Source organism: Paenibacillus sp. JZ16 (assembly GCF_015326965.1).
GTDB lineage: Bacteria > Bacillota > Bacilli > Paenibacillales > Paenibacillaceae > Paenibacillus_AQ.
Map to the genome: position 1 here is coordinate 3,144,094 of NZ_CP017659.1, position 18,841 is coordinate 3,162,934.

Below are 18,841 nucleotides of genomic sequence, written 5' to 3' on the forward strand. Positions count from 1 at the left end.
TACGTATCGGTTGTTACAATGGGTGACATGGGTTTACGAGACGACAGGAATAAGAAGACTCGGTCAAATGGACGCGTCTCTATACAATAAAAGGAGGAGTACTTTTGGCTATTCTGCAAGTTAACAAAGTCAGCAAGTTGTTCGGCGCGAATCCGGAACAAGGGATTCAATTGCTGGAGCAAGGCTGGAGTAAAGCGCGAATTGCGAAAGAGAAGAACATAACGGTTGGCGTTAACCGTGTCAGCTTCGATATTCACGAAGGCGAGATTTTTGTCATCATGGGGCTGTCAGGCAGCGGTAAATCTACATTGGTCCGTTTGCTAAATCGGTTGATTGAACCAACATCGGGCGAAATATTGATCCACGGCAAAGATCTCCGAAAAATGAACAAGGAACAGCTGCGTGAAGTACGACGCAAAAAAATCAGCATGGTGTTCCAGAAATTCGCCTTGTTCCCTCATCGTTCGGTTGTAGAGAATGTGGAGTACGGATTGGAAATTCAAAAGGTACACAAAAGCAAGCGGCACGAAGCAGCCATGAAGTCGCTTGAGCTTGTAGGCTTGAAGGGCTGGGAGGAAAAGATGCCCGATCAGCTTAGCGGCGGGATGCAGCAGCGTGTCGGGCTAGCCCGCGCACTCGCTAATGATCCCGAGATTCTGCTAATGGATGAGGCCTTCAGCGCACTGGATCCGCTCATTCGCAGAGACATGCAGGACGAATTGATCGAGCTCCAGGATAAAATGAAAAAAACCATCGTGTTCATCACGCATGACCTGGACGAAGCTCTTCGAATCGGCGACCGCATTGCCTTGATGAAGGACGGTTCGATCGTGCAGATCGGAACGCCGGAAGAAATCTTGACCCAGCCTGCCAACGATTACGTTGAGCGGTTCGTGGAAGATGTGGATCTGTCCAAGGTGCTTACCGCTTCACGCGTTATGCGCCGTCCGGAGACCATTACGATGGATCGTGGACCTCGCGTTGCGCTGGAGCTTATGCGTGAACGGGGAATCTCGAACCTGTTCGTCATCGACCGTTCCAAGAAGCTGCTTGGCGTCATTACGGCCGAAGATGCTTCGGATGCCATGAAAAATAACCGTAAGCTTGCGGATATACTCATCACGGATGGCCCGAGTGTTGGACCCGATACATTGCTAAATGAATTGTTTGAAATTACGAGCATGGCTAAAGTACCGTTGGCCGTTGTGGATGAGAATGGCCGATTGATGGGCGTTATCGTCCGCGGTGCTGTACTTGGTGCCCTGGCCGGAGAAAGCAAAAGCGAGGAGGTGACGCAAGATGCCTAAGATCCCTCTCGCAAGCTGGGTTGATTCCTTGGTCGAATGGATGGGAGACGTCTTCTCCGGATTCTTTGACGCCATCTCCTTCATCATCGAAAACATCGTGCAGCTGTTTACGGATTTGTTCATGCTGCCTCATCCGTATCTGTTCATTGTCATCCTGGCCGTCATTGCCTACCTATTAGGCCGTCTGCCGTTGACTTTGTTCACAGCCATCGGTTTTCTGCTCATCGATAACTTGGGTTACTGGTCACAGACCATGAGCACGCTCAGCCTGGTTATCACAGCAGCCTTAATCTCCGTTATACTGGGTGTTCCGCTGGGTATATGGGCGGCCTACAGCAAGTCGGCATCCCGCGTGATCATACCGGTTCTTGATTTTATGCAAACTATGCCGGCATTTGTGTACTTGCTCCCTGCCGTTACATTCTTCAGCTTGGGCGTGGTTCCCGGGGTTATCGCTTCGGTTATTTTCGCCATACCGCCAACGATTCGCTTGACCCGTCTTGGCATTATGCAAGTATCCGGTGAACTGACGGAGGCTGCAGATGCATTCGGTTCGACTTCCGGACAAAAATTGTTCAAGGTTCAGCTTCCGCTGGCCATGCCAACCTTGATGGCCGGCATTAACCAGACCATCATGCTGTCCTTGTCGATGGTCGTCATCGCTTCGATGATCGGTGCCCAAGGTATCGGTGCCGAGGTCTACCGGGCCGTAACGCAGCTGCAAATTGGTAAAGGTTTTGAAGCTGGCTTGGCTGTCGTCATTTTGGCGATTGTCCTTGACCGCTTTACACAAAATATATTTAAAACGAAAAAAAGGGGTGCTTAATTTGAAGAAACAGAAGTTTTGGTTGCTGCTCAGCTTGGCTGCTATTCTGGTTCTGTCTGCTTGCGGAAATGGCGGAACGGATGGAACGACGGACAAAGGGGCTGAAGGCGGTTCAACTGCTTCCCTCGGTGAACAAGTGAAACATGAAATCATCGGTATTGATCCAGGTGCAGGCATTATGAAGGCGACCGCAGCGGCTATTGAGGAATATGGATTGACCGACTGGAAACTGGTCGAAGGCTCCGGAGCTGCCATGACGGCAACCCTTAACAAAGCCATTAAGAATGAGGATCCGATCATTATTACCGGTTGGACTCCGCACTGGATGTTCTCCAAGTATGACCTGAAGTATCTGGAAGATCCGAAGAAAGTATTCGGTGAAGCGGAAGAGATTCACACCGTTGTCCGTCTTGGACTGAAAGAAGATCATCCGGACGCTTACAAGTTCCTAAGCAATTTCAAATGGACGTCCGACGATATGGGTCAGATTATGACGGCGATTCAAGAAGGCCAAGACCCTGAAGCTGCCGCGAAGGAATGGGCAGACAACAATGCGGAGAAAGTCGACGCCTGGCTCGAAGGCGTTCAACCCGTTGACGGCAAAACCTTCAAATTCAGTTATGTCGCTTGGGATTCCGAGATCGCCAGCACCAATCTGCTGAAAGTGATCATGGAAGACAAGCTCGGATACAAAGTTGAGGCGCTTCAAGTCGAAGCAGGCCCAATGTGGACCGGCGTTGCCAACGGAGACGTGGATGCAACCGTAGCAGCATGGCTTCCGTTGACGCATGCAGACTACTGGGATAAGTTCAAGGACCAAGTCGAAGACCTTGGCGCTAACATGGAAGGCGTGAAAACCGGCCTGGTGGTTCCGTCTTACGTGGAAGCAAATTCTATTGAGGATTTGAAGTAACGATGAAAGCCATCCCATGGTTTGTGGGATGGCTTTCTTTTTTTGGTGGTCAAGATTAGTCGGCCTGTTCTGGGAGGATGTATCCGTTCCGGTCGCTGTTGAAACCAGGAAAACGGGATGATATTCTTGCGGTATTTTCCCGGTTTCAAAGGCGAACGCCAGGTCTCCTCCACGCATACATCCTCTTTTCCTAAGTACGGCCTCCAATCTTTCCACCCACCAAAAGAGAGCCATCCCTATCGTCTGGGATGGCTTTTTTGGGGGCTGGGCGCGGGAGGGGCTAAGCTGACCACTGCTACACGGTCAGCTGCCTGATTCTTACCGGACATGCTGTGAATCCTCTGGACTCACAGGCTTGCCAGGCCAGCTTCCTTGCCCTGTCGGGGGCTTGCAGCTTTCCCCGATACGGCCTCGACATTGCACTGCTTCAGCTCGTCCCTCGCTCACAAAAAAGATCATGCCCACGATGGGCATGATCTTTTTTCATAAGCACTACTCTTTTATCGTTACCGTCACGGGAGAATATTCGGCAATGACGGTTTGTCCATGCACGGATACGCTGCCCTGCGGCGTAAGGTCTTTTTCGGTCATGATCCCCAAAGCGATGGTGAACTTATTAAACTTGATCGGGATGTTTTTCTCCCGGCGGATCTCCTCGCCGTTCACGTAGAAGATCGCTTCGTCCTCGGCACGGTTATACGTAATTTTGTACGTGTTGAATTCCCGCGGTGTAAAATGCGTATCTTCCTCTTTGAAAATGCAGAAGTAGCGGGTCTTGTCCGATTCCGGCACCTGCACGCCCGGGAATGGCAGGACGGCATACACGCTGGCATACTTGTCGTTCGAGGCAAAAAAGTCCAGTGCTGCGCCCGTGCTGAAATCAAGCAGATTCAACGATACGTAGCCGTCATACAAGTCGCCGGGAACCGTACCCTGGGTGCGTGCCCGAATCTGCAGCTCGAACGTGACCTCACCGGATTCCGGCACTTCCACCTCTTCGTTGGAATAATACATATGCTTGGCATTATCGAGAATTTGGATTTGATCATTCTGGCGGCTGAGCGGCGCCCGCACGTACAGGATTCCGTTGCGGACGATCACGACTGCATTCGGCTCGCGATATTCCCAAAATGAACCGTCCGGCAGCGGAAAACCACCGATCTTCCAAGTCCCGGTCTCGGACAGGATAGAGTGAAAATCACCAAAAACGCTTTGTTGTTCCATCTAATTCCCCTTCTTCCTTACAAAGTCTGAATGATTCCTTGAATGATCAATGACAGGATCAGCACGCCGCCGCAGCGCATGGTGGTCATCGTAGACGCACCCATCAGTGGTAAATACGCTTCGGAACGGTTGTTGTCCTTCAGTCTTCCATAGACAAGATACAACGGAATCATCGTAAGCAGTGCAATCAATGCGTAAGGCGGGAGCGCCCCGGCCAATACGCAGGCTATCAAAGACAAGCAGGCCAGCAGCAGCAGAACTCTCGAGAAGCTCAGCGCTCTTTTTTCACCCCATACCACTACCAGGGTCTTCTTCCCGGCCTGACGATCCGCCTGCCAATGCAAAAAGTGATGATTAAACAAAATCAGCGTTGTCAGCAGCCCAATGGGCAGTGACAGCAGCAGCGCCCGAACATCCATATGAGAGGTTTGAACGTAGTATGCGCCCATCACCGGCAAAATACCAAAGGATAGCAAAATCGCAATCTCGCTGAAACCCTTGCCGCGGTATCCGAATTGAATCGGCGGTGCGACATAGAAATAAGCGATCAGACCGCCAAGTCCGCCAAAGATGAAGGCCCACCAACCACTGATCAAACTAAGGATAATACCGCTCAGCGCCGCAATCCCGAACAGCATCCAGGTAACGATCTCGAATTTACGGAGCGACCAGACGCCCTTCGTAAGAAAACCGGAATTCGTGGAGATCGCATCTACATGCTCCTGCGCTTCCGTGTCCGTTCCGTTCTTATAGTCCCACAAATCATTCACCATATTGGAGAACAGATGGGCAGCGCCGCTCCCGATCAAGGTCAATAAAAAGAGGCCGATATGAAATTCACCTGTCCATACATAAGCCCCGAGTGCTCCTAAAGCAACCGGAATCAGCATAACGGGAATCACTTTGATTCGGGAAGCTTTTTTAAACTGTTCAAGGGCATCCACTTGGTTATGCTCCTTTCCTTCTATAATACAGAATAGAACGCCTGCAGACAGCTGCAGACGTTAACGTTGTGAAACATGGAACTTGCATAAATAAGAATATCATAATTGTCGAACTTTGTAATCCGTTTGTTAGAACTTGGCTACGGAGCCATTATACCGATGAACGTTCGATCAGCTCGAAGGCAAGCTCCTTGCGAATCGGCTCTTTCCGCTCCCCTTGAATATGCGCATACAGCATCTTGAAGGCCTCCGAACCCATATCAAAGAGTCGGTTATCAATCGTGGTGAGACCCAGCATTTTGCCGATCGGCTGGTTATCGAAGCCAATGACAGCGAGCTCTTGCGGAATGGAGAGTCCTCTCTTCTCAGCTTCATAGATCAAACCCGCGGCCACATGGTCACCCGTTACCAATAAACTACTTGGACGTTCCTCCATAGCGGACAGCCGATCCATGATTGCCGCACCGTCTTCCAGATCGATACAGCCATCCAAAATCCATTCCTGGCGGTAAGGCTCCCCGATCTCTTTAAGGACTTCTTTATATGCCACTTGGCGTGCTCTCGTGCTCGGACTGTCCAGTCTTCCCACCGTGAAGCCGATGCGTCGATGCCCCCGCTTTATCAAAAATTGCATGGCACTGCGAAATGCCTCAGCATGGTTTATATATATAGAAGAAAATAATCGTTCACCCGCATCCTGACAGCATACAATCGGTCCATAAGCACAATAGGCCTCGATCTGTTTCGGAGTTACGGCCGATGATAAAATAATAATGCCGTCAATCTCGCGGTTTCGCAGCATCTCCAGCACTTCCACTTCCTTGTCCGGCGCATACCCGGTTTGGCACAGGATTAGGCGATAGCTAGCGGCAAGCGCTTCTTGGCCGGCTCCCTCCATCAGCAAGGAGAAGTAGGCATGATTAATAAACGGCAGCATGATAGCAATATTCATCGTTTTCCCTGTAATCAGATGAACCGCGTTCATATTCCGGGCGTATTTCAACTGTTTCATGGTCTCCAACACGCGTGTCCGCTTATCTTCCCTGACATAGGGATGGTTGTTCAGCACCCGGGATACCGTTGAGACCGATACGCCTGCCAGCTTGGCAATCTCTTTAATGTTAGCCACAATCCATCAAGCCCCCTCATCCACCGGTTCCTTCCTGATACTATCATGTTTGCTTTCCCTATTCAAAGGGAGGCATTCCGGGAGTAAAGAGCGGATACGTTCGAGTGCACACAATACCCACGCATAGCTTTTTTTTAATACGATTACACAATATCACCCCTATGGAGGTATCGGCATGTCAAAACTGTTCAAGACACTGGGAGCTATATGGCTAGCCTGGCGATCAGAAACCACCCCTTGGAAATTCCAGGGCTAATCTCAGCGCACTGAAGGGCTATAAGATGAATGCAAAAGATGAACAACGATAAAAAGAAGTCTTGATCTGGTATGCTTTTCATACTTTACACTGAGGTTGGGTGGAAACCTTCATTCATTGTCAGCGTGACCGGCAAGGGCGTGACGGCAAGGGCAAGGCTTCTGCCTTTTTATCATGATTCGTGAAACTTGGATCTTGTCCATTACGTTATCCTTGTATTAAGGAGCTGATGGAAAAATGGAGACGTTCGGCAGAGGCTGCCTGTACATTATAATGGGTATGGTTGGATTGTTCCTGCTTGCCATTCTATTGGGGACGACGATTACGATCCCCTGGTTCATCTTCATTCCGCTTATCATCATTGCCTTTGCTATAGCTGCATCCAAGAGCAAGAACAAGGATGATGATTAAGCGAACCAGCGGATAAGCCGCCGGATGCTAGAGAGGTTGCTACCCGTCGTTATCGGACCCATATACGAATTTAGACCCGATCAACGCTTCTCTAGCCACTGTACATGAAAAAGACTCCCTTCATGGGAGCCTTTTTTCTTTCCTTATGATTCCGATCATTCTTTTTCTTATCATTTTATTTGGAGATATTCTTAAATGCCTCTGTCTGCTGCTTAATGCCAACCTCTGTGGCAAAACGCTCGATACTGGAGGCTCCGAAGAATCCCTCCACGCCCTTGGTTCTGGACAATACATACGCCGCATCTTCAGGTTCTGCAATCGGACCGCCATGGCACAGAATCATAATGTCCGGGTTGACGGCTTTACCCGCATCACAGATCGCTTGAATCTTGTCCACGCAATCGTCGAGCGTCAGTGCCGTTTTCGCGCCTATGGTACCTTTGGTGGTAAGTCCCATATGGGCAACCAGAATATCGGCTCCGGCTTCGGCCATCTTCTTCGCTTGATCGACATCAAACACATATGGGGTGGTCACCATACCCAGCTCATGAGCCTTCCGGATCATCTCAACCTCAAGATCATAACCCATGCCCGTCTCTTCCAGATTCGCCCGGAATACGCCGTCAATCAAGCCCACCGTCGGAAAGTTCTGCACGCCCGCAAAGCCTTGCTCCTGAAGCTGCTTCAGAAAAATATCCATGATCCGGAACGGGTCCGTGCCGCAAACCCCCGCCAATACCGGCGTATGCTTAACGACCGGCAGCACCTCATTCCCCATGTCCACCACGATCTGATTCGCATCCCCGTACGCCATCAATCCTGCGAGCGAGCCGCGCCCCGCCATCCGGTAACGGCCCGAGTTATAAATAATGATCAAGTCTACGCCGCCGGCTTCGGCGCTCTTGGCCGAAATCCCTGTTCCTGCTCCCGCTCCCAATAACACCTTACCCGCTGCTACCTCTGATTTTAATTTTGCTAATACTTCTGTTCTGATTTGCATGGCCATGATATATGTTCCTCCTTCAGTATGAATACTTGGTGCGTTTGGCTTCCCCTTCTCACTGCCGTTTCATCAGCTCCATCAGCTTATCGGCTGCAGCCACGGCAAAAGCTTGGTCATTAATGTCCGTATTCATCTCGATCAACTCAACGTTCTTACGATCTATGCGTTGTCTTAAAGTATCAAACAGCATCTTATCCTCTTCAGGTCCATGGAATGATTCCCCTTCTACATCGAGCATCGATACGCCCTTCAAAGGGAGCATCAGCACCGTAGGCCCTTGCGAACCATTCAGCTTCTCTGCAATCTTCTCGCCAAGCTGTCGGTTCTCCCCAACCGTGGTCCGCATCAACGTAACCGAGGGGTTATGCTTGTACAGATTCCGTTCCCGGAATATCTCCGGCACGGTCTCATATGGACCGAAATTGACCATATCCAGCGCTCCGGTCGATACAACCTGCGGTACCTTGCAGCGACCGGCTGCTTCCAGCCGATGCGGACCAGCCGCCAAAACGCCGCCCACCAGCTCATCGCACCATTCCGTTGTCGTCAAATCCAGCACACCGTCTATATATCCGGCCTCAATGAGGCTTTCCATCGTTTGTCCGCCCGTACCTGTTGCGTGAAATACAAGCACTTCGTAACCATGCAGCTCCAGATGCGCCCTGGCATAATCGATGCAAGGCGTCGTGACTCCAAACATCGTCGCTGCAACCAGCGGCTTTTTATCCACCGGGGGCGCCGATTCGAACTGAACCATACCGGCGATCGCATGTGCCGCGTTCGTGAATATTTTGGTGGATACATCCACGATGGACGGGAACATGATAATATCACTTGTCCCCACATAAGGCGCTGTATTGCCGGATGCGACCGTGGACACCATCAGTTTCGGAACGCCGATCGGCAATGCCCTCATGCCTGCTGTGACGATCGAAGTACCTCCCGTACCGCCGAATGACAGCATGGCGTCGAATTTGCCCTCTGCATACAGCCTCGGTACAATTTTTCCCATCCCTTGAGCCAACGCTTCAGTCCCTGCCGCCCGGTCCTTCCGGGCCGCGATCTCACGTATATCTACTCCAGCTGCCGCTGCAACCTCGTCGTTGGATACATCCGGCTTGAACATCGGTTCAAACACACCGCTATGGATCGTAAACGTCTTTAGCCCCAAGCTCTCGATGACGGATTTAACGTATGAAAACTCAGCACCCTTCGAATCAAATGTCCCCGCAATAGCTACCGTCTTCACCGTGCAGACCTCCTCCATATCTCATCTAAAGGATCGCTTGCACTCGTCCTGACAGGTCCGGCATTGGATCCCTACAAGACCATAATACAGCGCTTTCAAACAAAAAAGATCGTATCGATGTACGATCTTTATGTATATTTGTCTTTCAAATGCTGACGGTAGGATTGAGGAGAAGTTCCCGCGTATTTCTTGAAGGTTTTGCTGAAATGAACATAGTCAGGGTAGCCCACCAATTCGGCTATTCTGCCCAGTGACAGCCTGCTGTACTTCATGATTTCCTGCGATTTGTGAATCCTGTACTTGGCTATATATTCCGGAAAGCTGCACCCCACTTCCCTGTTAAAAAGCGCGCTCAGATGCGTTCGTGAAACATGAATTCGCTCTGCCAGCTCGGTCATTGAAATCGGGCCCCCGTAATTCTCGGCAACATAATCCTTCACAAATGCAACATAATCCATCGGCTCTTCGAGCCCCGAGAGCTTCTCCATCAGCTGCCGATCCTGCTCCAGATGGCCCGTTGCCTTAAAACGATGTGTTGCATCCACGATGGCCTCCTCCGTCGGTGTTCGTTCAAAGCTCGAACCGCCCACGTAACCCATGGCTGATGTGTTGTCATACATATATTGAACATCGATCGGCGTATGGACCGGGCCGCCATACACCAGCTTGATCGGCCGCCTGCCCGAAGCGTCACATACTTCAAATATGTCTCTGGCGATTTCCGCCCCCTTCTCCAGCGACCATGCTTTCGTGGTGCCCATCAACCCGCCCGCCGTGACCCCCAAATGGGCGCAGATGATATCAGCTCCCGCATCCAGCATCCACTTCGTCTGCTCCGGAGTAAAAACAAAGGCCATCGTAAACATATCTTGCTCATGAGCAGCCAGGATAGCCTCCACCTCCTGCATATAGGTAATGCCTTCTTCCTCCAAGGCTTCACGGAAATGTCCATCAATCAGTCCCAGAGTCGGATAGTTGATAATGCCAGCAAAACCGCTGCCGCGGATGTATTTCAAGTAATCAGGGAGTTGAATGGTTGGATCTGTGCCGCATAGGCCGAAGATTACCGGTATGTCACGGACTACCGAAAGAATCTCCCGCGAGCCGAATTCCATCACCATTTCATTGCAGTTCGCATAGGGCATGAAACCCGCCAGGGAGCCGAGTCCCATCTGCCGAAAACGACCCGAGTTCAGGGCCAATATCAGATCAGCCCCGCCCTTAACCGCATATTTTGCCGAGATTCCTGCTCCTGCCGCGACGCCAATCAATCGCTCCTGCGTCTGTATTCCTTTATGTAATCGGTCTAAAATTTGTTCTCTGGTCGTTTTCAAAGCTATTGGTCCCCTTTCTTCAATCTGACCGTCATATCTCATCGTCGCTAAACTTATTATAAATGAATATCAATAGAGACGCTTGTTGTAACTATCCTGTAATCCCCGAATAACCGACTCCTCCGTCACACTATCTTGATTCACATGATCCGTAATGATCTTGGACGGATTCGGCAGCTGTTCGCCTGATATCCAGGAATCGGGATTCCATGCTTGCGAGCGTATGAAGGCTTTTGCACAGTGCATATAGCATTCCTCAACCGAGACCCCAATGCCAAGCCATGGCCGTTTGCCTTGCACGCTAAGCCGATCCAGGATTTCTTCATCCCTTACCAAGACGGCACTGCCGTTAACACGCAGGGTCTCCTTCAAACCCGGTATGACAAACACGATGCCGACCCTCGGGTTGGTCAGGATATTTCGCAGCGAATCAAAGCGTCGATTTCCCGGCCGTTCCGGAATAACCAAACAGGATTCATCCATCACATGCACAAACCCCGGTGCATCTCCCCTGGGCGAAGCATCGCAGTAACCGGATGCGTCCGAAGTAGCCATAAATAGCAGCGGACTCTTGGCAATGAAGTCTTTGCAGTGATGATCCAATCGATCAATCGCTTTATGTTTGACCACGTGATTAGACTCGCCGAACAGGTCCCGAAGCTCCTCCTCCGCTGTAATGATGGACTGAAATGGAACTGTTGTCATCATAATCACCCTCCTTTTAGTTACCCCTCAAACCTTCTTCTTATATCCAATCAGATTCTGACTCTTGTCCTCTCCCATCATATGAAAAGAAGCCCCCCGCAAGTTCCAAGAACCTGTGGGAAGCCATACTCCATTCTTATAAGAAGACAAGCAGCAAAACACCGACGACAAAGCAATAATAGGCGAAATATTTCAGGTTTCCGCGCGCCATGATATTCATGAGCCATTTCATCGCAACATAGGTACAGATCAGTGTAGCAATGAACGCGATCAGATAAGGAATTAGCAGCGAAGAAAAGTCGGGATCCGATGTGATATCCGACACACCCAGCACCATACCGCCGAAGCTTATAGGGATATAGAGCATAAAGGAAAACCGAAGCGCTGTCTCCTGCTTCATCCCTACAGCGATCGACGTAATAACGGTTGAGCCGGATCGGCTAATACCCGGGATCAGCGCAACCGCCTGGGCCAAACCTACGATAAGCGCGTCCTTGAATGACAGGTCATTGTCCAGCTTGCGGCCGCGAAGATTCCTTATCAGCCAAAGGGCGACCCCCGTGAACAGCAGCGCAATACCAACCGTATGTACAGAAGCAAATATTTCTTCGATCTGATCTTTGAACAACAGACCAATAATGACAGCCGGAATCGTACCTACAACAATATACAGAATGAACAAGAAGTCGGATTTATACTCCGGTTTTCGTGTGCGTAAATAATTTAGGCCGTTCACGATCAGTCTCTGCAAATCCTTGCGATAGATAAACGCAATCGCAATCAACGAGGCCGCATTGGTTAGCATTTCGAATGACAGCCCATTCTGCTCCATGCCCATGAGTCTCTGGGCGACAATCAAATGACCGCTGGAGGATACCGGAATCGGCTCCGTAACCCCCTGCACAATACCCAGCAGCAAGTACTTCAACCACATGATGAAATCTTCCATAACTCTCCTACTCTCTTTACAACATTTGTATGGCTTAAAAAAATACTAGTCTATCATATCCCAAAAAAATAGCAACAATCAAACCACGAGCGGGTCAAAAAGGTATGTAAACAAGAGAAGCCCCTCTAACCACGGAATTAGAGGGGCTCCTAATCTATTGTTAAGAGGTGATTCCATCATATGATCTGCAGCTTAATGAAACCTTAAAGCTTCATTAGGGGGACATAAAAAGTTGTAAGTACACCAGTGATCACTATGGTGAGATATGGGAAAGGCTACTGTTCACAGGTAATAGTTCTATTTTCCCATTAATTTCTATTATTCTACAATATCCGTACATTTTCGCATTAAATATAGAAATATATACCTAGTTCTGATAGACTATTCTATAATATTCCTGTTTTAACAGGCTAACAACAAGCGGCGGAAAATTTCCGTGCAAGCAAATCCCCTAGCCGATAGGGACTTCAAGAAAAGAGAAGAAGAAATGAAAAGCCTGGCAAAATCCACCCTGTTCATCATGTTGTTATTGTTCATGCTAACTGCATGCAGTTCAGGGAAAGACGCAACCGAAACTTCATCCGCCCCTTCACCATCCGAAAATGAAGCGGCAACAAACACGGCCTCTGAAAATACGGAGACGAATGAAGAACCTGACAAAACTCAAACATTTAAGGGAGAGAATTTCTCCTTTTCCTACCCTTCGACATGGAAGGATGCAGAGCTTAACGTCCCTCAAGTCGTCGCGGCATTCGTAAACCCCAATCCCCAAGGAGCTTTTGTTGATAATTTAAATGTCGTTATTGAGGAATCGTCTGCTACTCCCGAGGAAGCAGCTAATGTTGCCGTACAAGGTTTAACCAATGGAGATGGGGGACCATTAATACAAAATTTCAAAAAACTGAACTACATCGACGTTCCCGAAAAGGCGGCGGGAATCCTGGAATCGGAATACACTCATGGAGAGTCCAATGCCCAGGTCATACTGACTCAATATTTTGTCCCAAACGGCAATGAGCTTTATACGCTTTCCATTTCCTATTCCAAGACAGCCTACGATAATGGAGGAAAAGCGAGTGTCCAAAACATAATGGACTCGTTCGAAACCGTTAAAGTTAGTAATCAGGTGGAAGACTCGAACGCTAACGATGGCAGTAATGTCGAAGGATTAACGGAAGAAAACCTTTTCGCTGAAATCATGGCTTATGTGATCCCTATTGAAATTGTAGACGCAGCTCTAGACGAGCTCACCTATAACTATTTTGTTAAGCATTATGAGTTATTTCCAGCGCTTACACCCGAAGCTCAAAAGAGAGCGAAGGCAGAAGTCGATCCCAATATCACGTCTCGTCACCTCAACAAAAATCTGAGTCCCTATTTAGATCAGATGATCGAGGTAAGTGGATACGTTGTTGATATCGTTGAAGAGGAATTCGACGAGGGCATTACTCTTGCCGAAATACACATCGTAGATGATAACGATAACTCCATTATCGGTTTTTACGCCCACACTACCGGCGATATTCTGCAAGACGATTACGTCACGATGCGAGGAGTGCCGGCAACATTTTATTCATTTGAAAATGTAGGTGGAGGAACCACGAATTCCGTTCTTATCGGTGTGTCCACGATTGAGAAAACGGAATAGTTTGTTTCTTATAGATGCTCTATTATACGGTGATACCTGGACATAAAGAAAAGCACCTTTAGCGGTGCTTTTCTTTATTCTTTATAAATGACCAAAATATCGTACGTTCCGTCGGCAGACGAAAGCTTAACATCCTTGACATCATCAGGATGGATATTATGCAGGAACTCATTAACCTGTTCTTGCAAATCGTCCAGATTGGAATCGCTAAAGAGCTCGACTTTCAACGTTTTTAGCATGTAAGCACCCCCCACATCAAACTTCGACATAAAGGGGGTTTTCCCTGCTGGAGTTGAGTAAACCGGGCGTTTCATCCCTCTAAGATACACTGGCCATTTTAACGTCTGGTTTCTCATACACGGCTTATCAACACCTAAATTATGGTATATTGGTGGAGTCGTTGTTTGATTTTAGAGGAATTATGATAAAAACATTTTTGGTGGTGAAACAGGATTATGCGAGTCAAACACAAACGAATCATTGGGATTACTGCCTTACTGATGTTACTTTCTACCGTTCTCTTCTGCGCCATAATTTATATGATGGAACGCCCTGGAGGATTATCGGATCGGCGCATGTCCCGCGCGCTGGGGCAAAAAGTTACCCTTCATATCCCTCTCGGGAAAACCCCGGATAAAGCGGTTGAACGGTTTAGAGGTCCATCGTCGATGGAAGTCATTCACCGAGAACCTGTTAAAGGGGGCATCCTTTTATTTATGAGACGATATAATCAATCGGATAGCAGCAATCTTCAGGTAGAGTATGTACGAAAAACATGGATGGGATGGAAGTGGGTTTGGGGCGGGGGATTCGGGATCAGTGAATCTCTACAATCAAAATCATCATTAAACTATATGAGCATGCCTAAATTAGATCATATCTCCACCCCCTTTCCCATGGTTTTTGGAGATATTCTGAATCCTTCGATCAAGAATGTAACTGTCAAGAGTCAGAATAATGGTACATATCAAGCTAAACTGGCGACCGTAGGAAATGAAAAAATGATCTGGTTCGTGTTTTTGCCATCGGCCGTTTCCACACCTTTTGATATCGAGGGCTTTAATGAAGAAGGAGATCTCATCGCTCGCAAAACAATAACCGACCCGAGAGACAGCGGCTCGGTCCAATTTAGAAAATGATTTGAAGTTGTCTGAGACGCAATGTTTACCAACAAATTGACTTAGTAATAGAGGAGCTCATCCACCTCGGCTATATCCGGATCATCACTGATGAATGTTGTTTGCCTTGTGATGTCGATTTCGTTTTGGTCGATATAGTTACGCAATATGACCTTCAAGTCGAGCATCGTGCCTTCAGCAAGCGAATACTCGTAAGAATCCAGCTGGATATAGCCTTCGAATTCGTCCGGATCCGTCAGCGTACGTTCAACAGGCGGTATATTCACTGACGGCGATAGCTTCATCAGTTGGATCTTAGTCACGTCTCCCCGCTTAATCGTTCCAGGAAAAATAAATCCGCCGTCAGGAGTTACCGCTGCACTTCCGACGCTGTAGATGGGAGGGCCTTTAAACAATTCCCTGCTGATCAACTCGCCGTTCCTATCGACGCTCAGCACATCATATTGACGTTTGTAATCCAGACTGTTTCGAGAAAAATGTTCTCCCAGCATGGCGTAGCCGTCTTTGGTTCGGACAAGACGTTTGACGTATTCGGAGTTCGTCCAGTCTCGATATGTTTTTTCCCATTGCGCTTGTCCGTTCAGGTCCGTCTTGGTCATGGTTGACACTTTTTCCACTGCCAATGACATCCCCCCCCATCCCCCGAAGCCGTAACGGAAAAGGCGGTCCAGCCGCTATCCGACTCTTTGAATTGTTCCGACCAGACCTCTTTGCCTTGGTCATCAATTTTGGCCCCGTTTCATATTCCGCCCGGCCTACGCTGCCAACGGCCAATGTACCCTCCGTCATTTGCCGGAATCAAATCGTTGAACGCCACGCTGTCCGTATAATTGTATTTGTTATACCACAACGTGTTGCCGTTTTTATCAATCTTAAAAATATAGGCCTTTTCATAGATAACCCACTTATGAGCCCACTCCACAGCTGACCGCGCCGAATCGGCAGCCGCGTGACTGGAAATGCCTAACTCAAACATCAGCAGCAATCCGACAAAACCCGCAATCAACAATCGAGAATACTTTTTGGACACAATCCTGCCCCCTTCAGCGAATGATATTTGTGAGTTTGTAAATATCTTCAATTCCTTTTCATTATTCATTCAATCCTCTGGAATTGGAATCCAACAAACTTCATAATCCCCTGACGCAATGGGGCTTTTTTTCATTTATGGATAAACAAAAAAGATCAGGACAGTTTCACTTTATGAACCATCTCCTATTTACTGAAACTTCCATTTTGTTACTGCGTAAGTATCATCAAGGGGTTGATTTATATGTTTTGGATGTTTTTTGGCGTCATAATCATTCTACTTTGCCGATATAACTTCAAAAATCCGGATTCCGATTGGGTACGTTGGGGAAAAAGATTACCGGAGGACTACGAACAGGACGATCATGATTTATTAAAAACTCAGGTTAGTGCAGCAATAGGTGGATTTGGGGGTGGTGTACTAATCTTAATGTCGACTCTGGTTCAACAAGGAGGTAACGCCATGTCATGGGGCACACTTTTTCTTTTTGCTATTATCCTCATAGGAATTGGCATCCTGTCCAGAAAGTATCCGACATTCGGATGGAGGATGAATGAGGGATGGAAAGTCAAGGGAGATTCTGAACCAAGCGATACTTACATTGATTTGGTGAAATTCGGAGGACTAATCTCCATTTGCCTGGGATCCATATTTTTTGTGCTTGGAATGATAACATTATTGCTTTGATGTTTCATGCTGACGAGAAGATTATCTTATCGCTGACATTGTGATCTTTTTGCGGCACAATCTGTGGGGCGGCTGCATAAACGGCAGTACCTCCCAACATCAATAACGCGGTCATCGCTAAAACAATTTTTCTCTTCCTCATTCCCCTTTCTTCCTCCCCTTCGGTTATTTCCCTAAACTATTAAAATATCGGATATTATACCAAAATAATCAATAGATCAAGAGAAGAGAACAGTAGGACTAAACTATGACATACACTTATGTTTGGTTGCTTTGATTGGGCAAATTGTTAGTGTAACCGATATAAAATTATGTCCAAATTTTGCCGAAATAAGTGTTATACTTGACGAAAAAAGGAGTTGTATCACTTGAAGAAATCTTTTGTTAAAACCATTGCCACTCTAGGACTTGGCATGATGATTGGATCTGCAACCATTGCAGCTGCAGCACCAGGTACAATTCAAGCCGTTTTATCAAAATTCACGATTATCGTAGATGGACAAAAACAAAATCTCAAATCAGATCCGATCATATACAAAGGTACAACCTACCTACCGGTTCGTGAGGTTGCTGAAATGCTAAACGCTGAGTTATCTTCTTTCGATAACAAGGCTAAGAGAATAGAATTGAAGACTGGGTCACAAACACCAACAAATGCCCAAGTAAATTCAAATCAAACAAATGCACCGGAGCCTCCATTAAATCTCAGGCTTAATGAAACCGCTACTCGAGGTGATATGACACTTAAAGTTAACAGTGTAAGTTATACAAACTTCGTCCCATCTGGACCTGGAGCAACATCTGGGATAATTGCTGATAAAGGAAACAAGTTCGCTGTTATTCAATTTGAAGCAACGCTAAACGAAGAGCCTAAAAATCAATTTGCTTGGAGTGCATTAGATTTTTTTGATAGCGCTACTATTGGTGATAAGAAGATAAGTTCAGCTACTTCATATGACCATACCAATCTACTAAAGGGTGAGACAAAAACGATTCAAATTACGCTCAACCTTCCAGAAAGTATGGATCTCAGTTCTATTACCTTTAGAGATCCAAGTAAAAATTCGATTTTTGGTACGATGAATCTTAAATAATCGATGCCAACGGCGGCAGCGACCGGATACCGATATTTGGGACCACTCCCGCAAGAAACGTGACCTTTTTGAGATTTCTAATAGAGAAGAGACCCCTTGAGGTCTCTTTTTCATTTATTAAACTTGCCAATAAACTGAACAGCTCTGGAAATACCATGCTCCGGATTTTGACCCACTCCACGTTCATCGTTAAATATCCCGTATAACCAATTTCCTGCAGGGCTGTAAAATAAAATCACTGTAACCTCTACCTAGTGGCACTTCCCGAAAAAATCCGCCCTCTTCAATCCTCTTTAAGTCCGGTATATCACGGTTCCGGTCTATTGATTCCGTTGGATATTTCCGTGAGAAGTTTACTTAGTCTAGACTATAATTTTATAATTTCAGTCTAATGCTTTATTTTCCCTGAACAGAAGGCGCAGCTAAGCAGATCAAGCTCATACTTATTTAATCGAATTTCGTAACCTGTCCGTTTTAGCAGAGGCTGAAAAATAACTCATTTCCACGACGGAAATAGGCTTTGTTTTTGCTTTCTCCTTTTCTGCTTCTAAAGCCTCACCTTGACTTTGTTCTGCGCTTTCCTGGCGAGGTCTCCCTTCCTTCAGCTTGATATCAATAAAATCAACGATCTGCTGAAGTGAGGAGATTTGATTCACGATATTTTCACGGTGGCTTCTTAATTGATCCACCAACTCCGTATATTCCACGGAATCTGTGTTGGCTGAGGCCGCCAAAAACGGCCGCATCGCCTCGAGCGGCATGCCCGTTTTTTTAAGGCAAGATATCAACTTGATCATATAGATGTCTTCTTTTCTATAGACGCGATGCCCGTTTTCCTTTCGATCCGCCCGAGGTAGTAGCTTAATCTTTTCGTAATATCGAATGGTATCCTCGGAAATTCCGGTTTGCTCGGCGATTTGCTTGATCGTATATGTTAGTTCTTCCACTGCGTCCCCTCCCAAAATTGCATTTTGCCCATTATACATCTTGGAT

21 protein-coding genes are annotated in these 18,841 nt (G+C 47.5%); 8 read left to right on the top strand and 13 right to left on the bottom strand.

The genetic code is table 11. The features are described from left to right. The first annotated feature begins 104 nt into the window (after positions 1-104). The 3 genes from BJP58_RS14250 to BJP58_RS14260 are packed head-to-tail and all read left to right on the top strand — an operon-like array spanning position 105 to position 3,046. Positions 105-1,307 (top strand): quaternary amine ABC transporter ATP-binding protein, encoded by a 1,203-nt coding sequence (locus BJP58_RS14250; protein WP_194544423.1) that lies wholly within the window; start codon positions 105-107, stop codon positions 1,305-1,307. After that, complete coding sequence (locus tag BJP58_RS14255) at positions 1,300-2,133, top strand: ABC transporter permease (RefSeq protein ID WP_113058970.1); 834 nt, start codon at positions 1,300-1,302, stop codon at positions 2,131-2,133. The genes BJP58_RS14250 and BJP58_RS14255 overlap by 8 nt, the downstream gene beginning before the upstream one ends. Before the next feature lies 1 nt (position 2,134). Beyond that, positions 2,135-3,046, top strand: coding sequence for a glycine betaine ABC transporter substrate-binding protein (locus tag BJP58_RS14260; protein ID WP_194544424.1), 912 nt, complete (start codon positions 2,135-2,137; stop codon positions 3,044-3,046). A 492-nt stretch (positions 3,047-3,538) separates the two neighbouring features. On the opposite strand, the gene BJP58_RS14265 is transcribed toward BJP58_RS14260, so the two are convergent. From BJP58_RS14265 to BJP58_RS14275, 3 genes are all read right to left on the bottom strand, one after another. Further along, the gene (locus BJP58_RS14265; protein ID WP_194544425.1) at positions 3,539-4,270 is read right to left on the bottom strand and encodes a DUF6081 family protein; all 732 of its coding nucleotides are present in this window, start codon (positions 4,268-4,270) and stop codon (positions 3,539-3,541) included. Positions 4,271-4,287: 17 nt separating this feature from the next. Continuing rightward, complete coding sequence (locus BJP58_RS14270; protein ID WP_194544426.1) at positions 4,288-5,214, bottom strand: prenyltransferase; 927 nt, start codon at positions 5,212-5,214, stop codon at positions 4,288-4,290. Positions 5,215-5,365: 151 nt separating this feature from the next. Continuing rightward, positions 5,366-6,343: a LacI family DNA-binding transcriptional regulator gene (locus BJP58_RS14275; RefSeq protein ID WP_194544427.1), complete on the bottom strand. Its 978-nt coding sequence runs from the start codon at positions 6,341-6,343 to the stop codon at positions 5,366-5,368. A 493-nt stretch (positions 6,344-6,836) separates the two neighbouring features. Here BJP58_RS14275 and BJP58_RS14280 point away from each other — a divergent pair, with 493 nt between their 5' ends. Continuing rightward, positions 6,837-7,010: a hypothetical protein gene (locus tag BJP58_RS14280; RefSeq protein WP_194544428.1), complete on the top strand. Its 174-nt coding sequence runs from the start codon at positions 6,837-6,839 to the stop codon at positions 7,008-7,010. Positions 7,011-7,185: 175 nt separating this feature from the next. On the opposite strand, the gene BJP58_RS14285 is transcribed toward BJP58_RS14280, so the two are convergent. From BJP58_RS14285 to BJP58_RS14305, 5 genes are all read right to left on the bottom strand, one after another. Next, positions 7,186-8,016, bottom strand: coding sequence for a phosphoenolpyruvate hydrolase family protein (locus BJP58_RS14285; protein ID WP_194544429.1), 831 nt, complete (start codon positions 8,014-8,016; stop codon positions 7,186-7,188). A 52-nt stretch (positions 8,017-8,068) separates the two neighbouring features. Next, entirely contained in the window at positions 8,069-9,262 is a 1,194-nt protein-coding gene (locus tag BJP58_RS14290; RefSeq protein WP_194544430.1) for a Tm-1-like ATP-binding domain-containing protein, read from the bottom strand. A 128-nt stretch (positions 9,263-9,390) separates the two neighbouring features. Continuing rightward, the gene (locus tag BJP58_RS14295) at positions 9,391-10,596 is read right to left on the bottom strand and encodes a phosphoenolpyruvate hydrolase family protein (RefSeq protein WP_199341205.1); all 1,206 of its coding nucleotides are present in this window, start codon (positions 10,594-10,596) and stop codon (positions 9,391-9,393) included. Between the two features lie 69 nt (positions 10,597-10,665). Continuing rightward, positions 10,666-11,301 carry a pyridoxamine 5'-phosphate oxidase family protein gene (locus BJP58_RS14300; protein ID WP_194544945.1) on the bottom strand — a complete coding sequence of 212 codons (636 nt, stop codon included), beginning with the start codon at positions 11,299-11,301 and terminating at the stop codon, positions 10,666-10,668. A 136-nt stretch (positions 11,302-11,437) separates the two neighbouring features. Next, positions 11,438-12,250, bottom strand: coding sequence for an undecaprenyl-diphosphate phosphatase (locus BJP58_RS14305; protein WP_194544432.1), 813 nt, complete (start codon positions 12,248-12,250; stop codon positions 11,438-11,440). A gap of 436 nt (positions 12,251-12,686) precedes the next feature. Here BJP58_RS14305 and BJP58_RS14310 point away from each other — a divergent pair, with 436 nt between their 5' ends. Beyond that, positions 12,687-13,898 carry a PsbP-related protein gene (locus BJP58_RS14310; protein ID WP_194544433.1) on the top strand — a complete coding sequence of 404 codons (1,212 nt, stop codon included), beginning with the start codon at positions 12,687-12,689 and terminating at the stop codon, positions 13,896-13,898. A gap of 74 nt (positions 13,899-13,972) precedes the next feature. Here BJP58_RS14310 and BJP58_RS14315 read toward each other — a convergent pair whose 3' ends face one another. Further along, positions 13,973-14,137, bottom strand: a complete 165-nt coding sequence (locus BJP58_RS14315) for a sporulation protein Cse60 (RefSeq protein WP_194544434.1) — start codon at positions 14,135-14,137, stop codon at positions 13,973-13,975. Positions 14,138-14,353: 216 nt separating this feature from the next. On the opposite strand from BJP58_RS14315, the gene BJP58_RS14320 reads away from it, so the two are divergent. After that, positions 14,354-15,037 (top strand): hypothetical protein, encoded by a 684-nt coding sequence (locus BJP58_RS14320; RefSeq protein ID WP_194544435.1) that lies wholly within the window; start codon positions 14,354-14,356, stop codon positions 15,035-15,037. 41 nt (positions 15,038-15,078) lie between these two features. On the opposite strand, the gene BJP58_RS14325 is transcribed toward BJP58_RS14320, so the two are convergent. Both BJP58_RS14325 and BJP58_RS14330 read right to left on the bottom strand, forming a co-directional pair. After that, positions 15,079-15,660 carry a hypothetical protein gene (locus BJP58_RS14325; RefSeq protein ID WP_194544436.1) on the bottom strand — a complete coding sequence of 194 codons (582 nt, stop codon included), beginning with the start codon at positions 15,658-15,660 and terminating at the stop codon, positions 15,079-15,081. A gap of 116 nt (positions 15,661-15,776) precedes the next feature. Then, entirely contained in the window at positions 15,777-16,067 is a 291-nt protein-coding gene (locus BJP58_RS14330) for a hypothetical protein (RefSeq protein ID WP_194544437.1), read from the bottom strand. 243 nt (positions 16,068-16,310) lie between these two features. Here BJP58_RS14330 and BJP58_RS14335 point away from each other — a divergent pair, with 243 nt between their 5' ends. Further along, entirely contained in the window at positions 16,311-16,754 is a 444-nt protein-coding gene (locus BJP58_RS14335; RefSeq protein ID WP_194544438.1) for a DUF6199 family natural product biosynthesis protein, read from the top strand. A 4-nt stretch (positions 16,755-16,758) separates the two neighbouring features. On the opposite strand, the gene BJP58_RS14340 is transcribed toward BJP58_RS14335, so the two are convergent. Next, complete coding sequence (locus tag BJP58_RS14340; protein WP_194544439.1) at positions 16,759-16,896, bottom strand: hypothetical protein; 138 nt, start codon at positions 16,894-16,896, stop codon at positions 16,759-16,761. Between the two features lie 226 nt (positions 16,897-17,122). On the opposite strand from BJP58_RS14340, the gene BJP58_RS14345 reads away from it, so the two are divergent. After that, on the top strand, positions 17,123-17,848 hold the full coding sequence (locus tag BJP58_RS14345) for a stalk domain-containing protein (RefSeq protein ID WP_194544440.1): 726 nt from the start codon (positions 17,123-17,125) through the stop codon (positions 17,846-17,848). Between the two features lie 443 nt (positions 17,849-18,291). Here the strand turns inward: BJP58_RS14345 and BJP58_RS14350 are convergent, their stop codons facing one another. Beyond that, on the bottom strand, positions 18,292-18,834 hold the full coding sequence (locus BJP58_RS14350) for a MerR family transcriptional regulator (RefSeq protein WP_194544441.1): 543 nt from the start codon (positions 18,832-18,834) through the stop codon (positions 18,292-18,294). Positions 18,835-18,841: the final 7 nt, after the last annotated feature.